The organism is Pseudoalteromonas sp. 1181_04 (genome assembly GCF_052850545.1).
The window spans coordinates 327135-335305 of record NZ_VXCS01000001.1 but is presented as its reverse complement, the minus strand read 5'-3'; the positions used below and the strand labels follow the sequence as shown (position 1 = coordinate 335305).

The following is an 8171-nucleotide window of genomic DNA, read 5'->3' as shown; positions in this document are numbered from 1 at the left end:
TATCGCCAGTCTCATCAATTAAACTATCGATGTCGTCTAAATCAAATTCATCTTCTTCAGCCAGCTCCGGCTCTGCTGTTGCTTTATCGCCAGCTTCATCAAGCAGACTGTCAATATCGTCTAAATCAAATTCGTCTTCTTCAGCCAGCTCTGGCTCTGCTATTGCTTTATCGCCAGTCTCATCAATTAAACTATCGATGTCGTCTAAATCAAATTCATCTTCTTCAGCCAGCTCCGGCTTTGCTGTTGCTTTATCGCCAGCTTCATCAAGCAGACTGTCAATATCGTCTAAATCAAATTCGTCTTCTTCAGCCAGCTCCGGCTCCGCTGTTGCTTTATCGCCAGCTTCATCAATTAAACTATCAATATCGTCTAAATCAAATTCGTCTTCTTCTGCCAGCTCAGGCTCTACAGTCGCTTTATCGCCAGCTTCATCAATTAAACTATCAATATCGTCTAAATCAAATTCGTCTTCTTCTGCCAGCTCAGGCTCTGCAGTTGCTTTATCGCCAGCTTCATCAATTAAACTATCAATATCGTCTAAATCAAATTCATCTTCTTCTGCCAGCTCTGGCTCTGCTGTTGCTTTATCGCCAGCTTCATCAATAAGGCTGTCAATATCGTCTAAATCAAATTCGTCATTATCGCCGTCATTCTTATCTGTCGGTTGATTACTACTTTGTTCATCAATCAATGCATCAATGTCAAAATCATCACCTTCATCTGCTAACTCTTCACTGAGTGCTGCTAAGTCATCATCTGAATCAAGCGAGTCATCTAATTCAGCAGTCGGTTCATCGCTGTCATTAGCAAATAAATCATCTAGATCTGCTGCACTTAAAATATCGCCATCATTGTTGTCAGCTTTAATATCTAAATCAATGTCGTCACCTAAGCTATCATCATCTGCTTGATCAAAATCTTGCTGCATGAAGATATCAAGTTCATCATCTTCTTTAGCTTCGTCACTTTCATCAGAAAATACAATGTCGTCGCTCAGTAAGCCATCTAATTCGTCTTGATTTAATAAACTGTCACCATCCTCAAACGCATCATCAATATTGTCATCAAAAATAATATCGTCGTCATCTGGTAAAATATCGTTCTCAAGATCATCAAGCTGAATACTTACATCATCGTCTTCTTGAACTGGATCTGGAATAATTGGATCAAGTGATGGTCCTAAGTCAACATCATCCTCTGTTGTATAACTAGGGCTTTGTGGTAAAAATTCGTCATCATCTGTGCTTTCATCTTCTTTATTACGTTTACGTAAAAACATCACGATTGCAAAGATGATCAATAACGCTGGAATTGTCATTAATAAAATAAGAACTAGCGGATTGGCTAACAGCCCAGCAAAGTCAAACTCACTAGTCTCTTCGAGCTTTTTTGCTTGTTGTTGCTCTATAATTTCGTTCTGTTTTGCAATCAATTCAGAAAGTTGGCGTTGAATTTCACTGTCTTTACCAAGTTGCTCACGAATATTTTCAAGCTCTTTAGACACACCAGTTAACTGTTGCTTTAATTTATTGTTTTCAACTAAAATTTCTTCGACATTATCAACTGACGACTTGAACTGCTTTTGTAATTCAACAAGCTGACTGCCCTGTTGGGTTTTAATGCTGTTGATTTCTTGTTTTAATTCTTGCTTAGCTTCATCAACATCCACTTTGCGTGCTTGAGTTACTTTGGTTTGTGAAGCAGTAATTTCGCTGTTCGTAAGCGTGCCATTTTTCTTTTTTTCCCATAGCTCATCATCTTGCTCTGAGCGCTGTTTGGCAAGCTCCGGGCTTACTGCGCGGATATCGGCTAAGGTAGGAATTTTTAAATACGCACCATCGCGCATATGATTGAGATTTTGATCTAAAAATGATTGCGGATTTTTTTCATATAGAGCCTGCATAACCTGATAAATACTGACGGAGTTATCTGGTCGCACTTTTGCAGCAATACGCCATAGCGTATCGGTTGGCTTTATTGGCCCAATAGAACGCCCTTGAACGCCATAATCAACGCCTTTAGGGCCTTTAAGTTGGCTGCCGTCTTGGGAGTATATCGGTGTTACCACCAATGCAGACGCTAATAAGAGGAGTGTAGCTAAACCGCGCATGCTGATCCTTTAATGTTTAAATGTTAACGCAGCGCCATTAAATTAGACGCTTAAACATTGATTATTTCTTGCAGAAATAACGTACATAAATAAATAGTTAATTAAGTCTTTCCTGCAAGCTCTATTCCAGTTGCAAACTATAAACCAGTTGCGGCTTAATATCCATCGCAACACTTTGATACGTAATAGCTTAAACTTTATTAGCCGGAAGAGTTTTTTATCGTTAAGATTAAGTTTATACGCTTTTAGCAGCTATGCGGCAATTATTTGGCAGTTAAAAAATAAAAAAGCGACAAACTGCCGCTTTTCTTGCTTTTAATTAAAGATAGTTCGCTATCAACTCTTCAGCTATTTGCACGCTGTTCGTTGCGGCCCCTTTACGGGTATTATCACTTACAACCCACATATTTAAACCATGCGGATGTGAGATATCTTGACGTAAGCGCCCTACATACACAATGTCATTACCACTTGCATCCGTAACCGGGGTTGGGTAATCCCCTTCGTCTTCTATAAGTTCAAGCCCTGGCGCGTCATTAAGTAACTGTTTTACATGTTCAAAGTCGTAAGGCATACGTGTTTCAATGTTAATCGCTTCTGAGTGACCAAAAAATACCGGAACTCGTACACACGTCGGATTAACAGCAATTGTGGTATCACCCAGAATTTTATGGGTTTCGTTAACCATCTTCATTTCTTCACGGGTGTAACCGTTATCTTCAAAAACATCAATTTGTGGGATAACATTAAACGCCATCTGCTTTGGAAATATTTCGCTATCTACAGGGCGTGCATTCATTAAATTAGCAGTTTGTTTTGCAAGTTCATCAACCGCTTTTTTGCCTGCACCCGATACTGCTTGATAAGTAGATACATTAATACGATCGATGCCGTATGCATCATAAATAGGTTTTAATGCCACCATCATTTGAATAGTTGAGCAATTAGGATTAGCAATGATATTGCGATTTCTAAAATCAGCAAGGCTTGCTGCATTTACTTCTGGCACAACCAGTGGTATTTCAAAATCATTTCTAAAGTGCGAAGTGTTATCAATTACTACACATCCTGCATCAGCGGCAATAGGTGCGTATTTTTCTGACACACTGCCACCAGCAGAAAATAAACCAATATGCGCTTGGCTAAAGTCAAACCCTTCAACGTCCTGCACTTCAATAGTTTCACCACGAAACTTAATATCTTCACCAGCGCTGCGACTACTTGCCAATAAAAATAATTGATCAACAGGAAACTTACGATCTTCTAACGTTTCAATAATTTGGCGACCAACAAGACCTGTAGCGCCAAGTACGGCAACATTATATTTTTGTGACATGTGTATTCCTCGTTTAACAGCCGCCATTGTGGCCGCTGTTTAAATTTTAAGTTATTCGACTACGAAACCAAGCCCTTGCAGCAAAGGCGAATATGCGCCTGCACCTAGCACTTTGACTGTGCTAAATTCACGTCGAATGGGGTAGTTTTTACGTAAGCTATCAAACCCTTCACTTGCTAAGTTGCATCGCAAAATACCATCATCACGACGCACATCGTAAACCAGATGGATCAACTGACTTAAATCAGCTTCGCTAAAGGTTTCTTGTAATGTAACTTGGGTAACCGCAGGCACTGGTAAAAAATCAGCTAATGCTTTGCCTGTTTGCAAACCTTTAAGCTCGCACAACTTTTCATAGAGCATTTGCGTGCCACGTGCTTTACCCTCTAAGGTATGGCCTGCGATATGGACACTGGCATAACGCACAAACTCAAGCAATTCAGTTAATATAGAAGGTTCGTTTTCCCATACATCTAATACCACATCGAGCTTGGCACCACCGCGCATAATTTCCAGTAGAGCATGATTATCGACCACATCGCCGCGACTGGCATTAATCAAAATAGTGCCAGGTTTAAGCGCTGCTAAACGCGCTTTGTTCATTAAATGCAAGGTACTATGTTTACCGGTCGTTACTAACGGCACATGGAAAGTGACGATATCCGCTTTACTCAACAACTCATCAATATCTGTATGCTCGGCTAATTGTCCCGCTTCATGCTTAGGTGGATCGCATACTAATACAGTGACATTAAGCGCGGCTAATTTATCTCGCAAACAGCTACCAATACTGCCCACTCCGACAATCCCAATGGTTTTGTGTTCCAAGGTGCAGGCATTTTCTTGGCACAGTGCAAACAAGCTACTGATCACATATTCAGCCACAGCAACGGCATTACAACCAGGTGCGCTCGTAAATGCAATATCACGTTGTTTGAGTAAATCAGTATCAATATGATCAACGCCGATTGTCGCCGTACCTACGTAGCGTAATTTATTAGCATGTATTAACAGTGCTTCATTTACTGAGGTTACCGAGCGAGTTAATAATACATCAACATCAATTAGCTGTTCGCTTTGTAATGTACGACCATCAAAACGCGTTACTTCACCAAAATCAGCAAAATATTGCTCAACAAGTGGCATGTTTTGGTCTGCAAGAATTTTCATTAACAAGTCCAGTAAGCACTAAGAGCCGCTATTGTAACGAACATAGCCGACTTTGAAAACGAAAAAGCCGAGCAAGTTGCTCGGCTTTAATTGTAATGTGGCTTTTTAATTAGCCTTTATATTTACTCATCACTAACGTGGCGTTAGTACCACCAAAACCAAAACTGTTAGACATAACAGTATTTAGTTCAACGTCTTTACGCTCAGTGATAATGTTTAAGCCTGCAGCTTGTTCATCTAGCTCATCAATATTGATTGAAGGCGCAACAAAGCTATGCTCTAACATCAATAGTGAGAAAATAGCTTCATGCACACCAGCGGCGCCCAGTGCATGGCCTGTCATTGCTTTAGTCGCGCTGATCATCGGTGAATTACCACCAAATACTTCTTGAATTGCTCCTAACTCTTTTACATCACCTACTGGTGTAGATGTACCGTGAGTGTTTAGATAATCAATGCTGTCAACGCCTTGCATTGCTTGACGCATACAACGTGCAGCACCTTCACCTGATGGTGCAACCATGTCATAGCCATCAGATGTTGCGCCATAGCCAACAACTTCAGCATAAATGTGTGCACCACGTGCAAGCGCATGTTCAAGTTCTTCAACAACAACAATACCGCCACCACCAGAGATAACAAATCCATCGCGGTTAGCATCATAAGTACGAGAGGCTTTTTCAGGCGTTTCGTTATATTTAGTAGAAAGTGCGCCCATTGCGTCAAATTCCATTGCCAATGTCCAGTGAAGCTCTTCACCGCCACCGGCAAAAACAACGTCTTGTTTGCCTAATTGGATTTGCTCAACTGCGTTACCAATACAGTGTGCAGAGGTTGCACATGCTGAACTGATTGAGTAGTTAACACCTTTAATTTTAAATGGTGTTGCTAAGCATGCCGATGTTGTACTGGCCATGGTGCGCGGAACCATATAAGGACCTACACGTTTTACGCCTTTTTCACGTAAAATGTCAGCCGCTTCAACCTGCCATTTAGATGAACCACCACCGGAACCCACAATGATACCCGTGCGCTCATTTGATACTTGATCATCAGATAAACCAGAATCTGCAATTGCTTGTGCCATTGAGATATACGAATACGCAGCGGCATCGCCCATAAAGCGCATTGCTTTACGATCAACAAACTCTTTAACGTCAATATCAATTTTGCCAGATACGTTACTACGTAACTTATATTCAGCAAATTCTGGGTTAAAAGCGATTCCGCTCTTACCTGTTTTTAACGATTCTAATACTTCTTCTTTGTTGTTACCGATGCTTGATACAACACCGATGCCCGTAATAACGGCTCTTCTCATGGGTAATTACCTTAGCTTGATACTAAATTGTGTTCTATTTTACGCTGAAACTTACAACGAAGTGGTCAGCTTTCTAGCGTACACTTGTACTCTGAACCTCTAGCTTATAAATAACGCCAGACTATTTCAAAGAAAACACGTAAAATAATGAAAAAAAGTACTCATTAATTGCATGCCATGATTAAAAACGCTGAAATTCACTTTAATAACTTAGGTACACCCGTTGCAGACAACTTTAACGATGTCTACTTTTCGAACGATGATGGCCAAGCTGAGTCTGATTATGTGTTCTACCAGCAAAATAATATGCCTCATCGATTACAAAATCATGACCGTGCACATTTCGTTATCGCTGAAACTGGTTTTGGTACTGGGCTTAATTTTTTAAATACATGGCAACAATTTAAAAATCATCTAACCAGTAGGCAACATCAAAGCCAAGAAGTTCACAACTCAGCACAACAGAATGTGCAGCGCTTACATTTTATTTCTTTTGAAAAGTATCCGATTAAAACAGACGATCTGCAAAAGGCATTGCAAGTATGGCCTAGTTTAGCACCATTGAGTAAACAGTTACTTGCTAAGTACCCGATTAATTTGGCTGGTTGCCATCGTCTTGAATTTGATAATGGTCGAATTATACTCGATTTATATTTTGGCGATGTGCAAGAATCACTCGCAGCTATAAGCTACCCGCAAACAGGTATTATCGATGCGTGGTATCTAGATGGCTTTGCACCGAGTAAAAATCCAGAAATGTGGCAGCCAGCCTTATTTAATTCAATGGTGGATATTTCTCGTAGTAATGCCACGTTTGCAACCTTTACGGTTGCAGGTGTTGTACGTAGAGGTCTTGCTGATGCAGGGTTTGCGGTACAAAAAATCAAAGGTCATGGCAAAAAAAATGAAATGCTGATTGGTTCTTTAGCCCATGCTAACCAAGCACAATCGGCGCCACCTTATCTGGCTCATCAGCAAAGTTCACTTAAAAACGTTGCTGTCATTGGCGGAGGGATAGCCAGCAGCGCTATTTTATATAGCTTGGCGAAACGTGGGGTTAACAGCCAACTTTTTTGCCAAGATCCCCAACTCGCGATGGGCGCATCTCATAATGTACAAGGTGCGATTTATCCGCACTTACAAGCAAAAAACTCCCCGCACAGTGAGCTTTTTGCGCACAGTTTTTTATATGCGAAACGACTTTATCAGCAACTCACTGAGAATGGCTTTCACTATGATCATCAATGGTGCGGCGTATTACAACACGCGATCAAACAACCCTTAGTTGAGCGCCATCAAAATATTGAACATAAACAGCTGTGGCCAGATGAACTCATGCACGGCGTAACGCCTGAGCAAGGTGATGAAATTGCCGGTGTAAGTACAGGCTACTCTGGCGTATATTTCCCGTTAGGTGGATGGGTTAACCCACCACAATTAGTGAGCGCTCTGTTCCAACAAGCCCATAAACTCAAACCAATTAAAAGCCATTTTAATTGTGATATCGAACAGCTTGAGAAAACCCCGCAAGGCTGGCTGTTATTGAGCCAAGGGCAACAGTTTGGCCCATTTAGTGACGTTATTGTATGTGCTGGTGAGCACAGCGACCGTTTTGTACAAACTCAGGCTCTGCCAATTGTTGGCGTGCGTGGTCAAGTATCCCATGTACAAGCAAGTCCTGCATCACGTAAACTAAAAACCGTGCTATGTCATAAAGGCTACTTTACTCCTGCTTATTTAGACCATCACTGTATGGGCGCAACATTCGAGAAGAACTCAAAAAGCCGCGCAGTCAAAGACCAAGACAATCAAACAAATCGCGAGCAACTGCTTCACTTTTATGGACAAACCGACTTTGCCAGTAGTCTAGGTGAGATCACGGCAGCTAAAGCCGCTGTACGTTGTAGTTTTATTGATCACCTCCCTATGGCCGGAGAATGGCCGCAGCAAAGTGATTATATTCACGCGTTTGCCAATTTACGCGCAGGGAAACGCTATCAATATCAATCCTTACAAAAACCACAACAAGGACTACACATACTCACAGGCTTTGGGGCTCGTGGCTTATGCAGTGCGCCCCTGTGTGCAGAACAATTAGTTGCTGCACTTAACAATGAACCACAGCCTTTGAGTGAACGAGTAAGCCAAGCGATTCACCCAGCCCGCTTTATTGTAAGAGATTTAATTCGAAATAAAATTTAATTTAGCAAAAATAGCGTGTAGGAACCAAT

The 8171-nt window shown here is 41.2% G+C and carries 5 protein-coding genes; 1 reads left to right on the top strand and 4 read right to left on the bottom strand.

Annotated elements, in window-relative coordinates; all coding sequences use genetic code 11:
* From FW757_RS01400 to fabB, 4 genes are all read right to left on the bottom strand, one after another.
* Nucleotides 1-2113: FimV/HubP family polar landmark protein (locus FW757_RS01400; protein WP_446440790.1), on the bottom strand; the 2113-nt coding region annotated here is incomplete at its 3' end.
* Between the two features lie 319 nt (nt 2114-2432).
* Complete coding sequence (locus FW757_RS01395) at nt 2433-3449, bottom strand: aspartate-semialdehyde dehydrogenase (RefSeq protein ID WP_145241502.1); 1017 nt, start codon at nt 3447-3449, stop codon at nt 2433-2435.
* A gap of 51 nt (nt 3450-3500) precedes the next feature.
* The gene (locus FW757_RS01390) at nt 3501-4619 is read right to left on the bottom strand and encodes a 4-phosphoerythronate dehydrogenase (RefSeq protein ID WP_446440789.1); all 1119 of its coding nucleotides are present in this window, start codon (nt 4617-4619) and stop codon (nt 3501-3503) included.
* A gap of 109 nt (nt 4620-4728) precedes the next feature.
* The gene (gene fabB / locus FW757_RS01385; protein ID WP_145241506.1) at nt 4729-5940 is read right to left on the bottom strand and encodes a beta-ketoacyl-ACP synthase I; all 1212 of its coding nucleotides are present in this window, start codon (nt 5938-5940) and stop codon (nt 4729-4731) included.
* A 177-nt stretch (nt 5941-6117) separates the two neighbouring features.
* On the opposite strand from fabB, the gene mnmC reads away from it, so the two are divergent.
* A complete protein-coding gene (gene mnmC, locus FW757_RS01380) occupies nt 6118-8142 on the top strand; it encodes a bifunctional tRNA (5-methylaminomethyl-2-thiouridine)(34)-methyltransferase MnmD/FAD-dependent 5-carboxymethylaminomethyl-2-thiouridine(34) oxidoreductase MnmC (RefSeq protein ID WP_182785311.1) in 2025 nt (674 codons plus the stop codon).
* Nucleotides 8143-8171 lie beyond the last annotated feature (29 nt).

Bases quoted from the DNA above. Each gene is read 5' to 3' on its own strand.
- fabB (WP_145241506.1), bottom strand. From the start codon at position 5,940: ATGAGAAGAGCCGTTATTACGGGCATCGGTGTTGTATCAAGCATCGGT.
- mnmC (WP_182785311.1), top strand. From the start codon at position 6,118: ATGATTAAAAACGCTGAAATTCACTTTAATAACTTAGGTACACCCGTT.
- FW757_RS01390 (WP_446440789.1), bottom strand. From the start codon at position 4,619: ATGAAAATTCTTGCAGACCAAAACATGCCACTTGTTGAGCAATATTTT.
- FW757_RS01395 (WP_145241502.1), bottom strand. From the start codon at position 3,449: ATGTCACAAAAATATAATGTTGCCGTACTTGGCGCTACAGGTCTTGTT.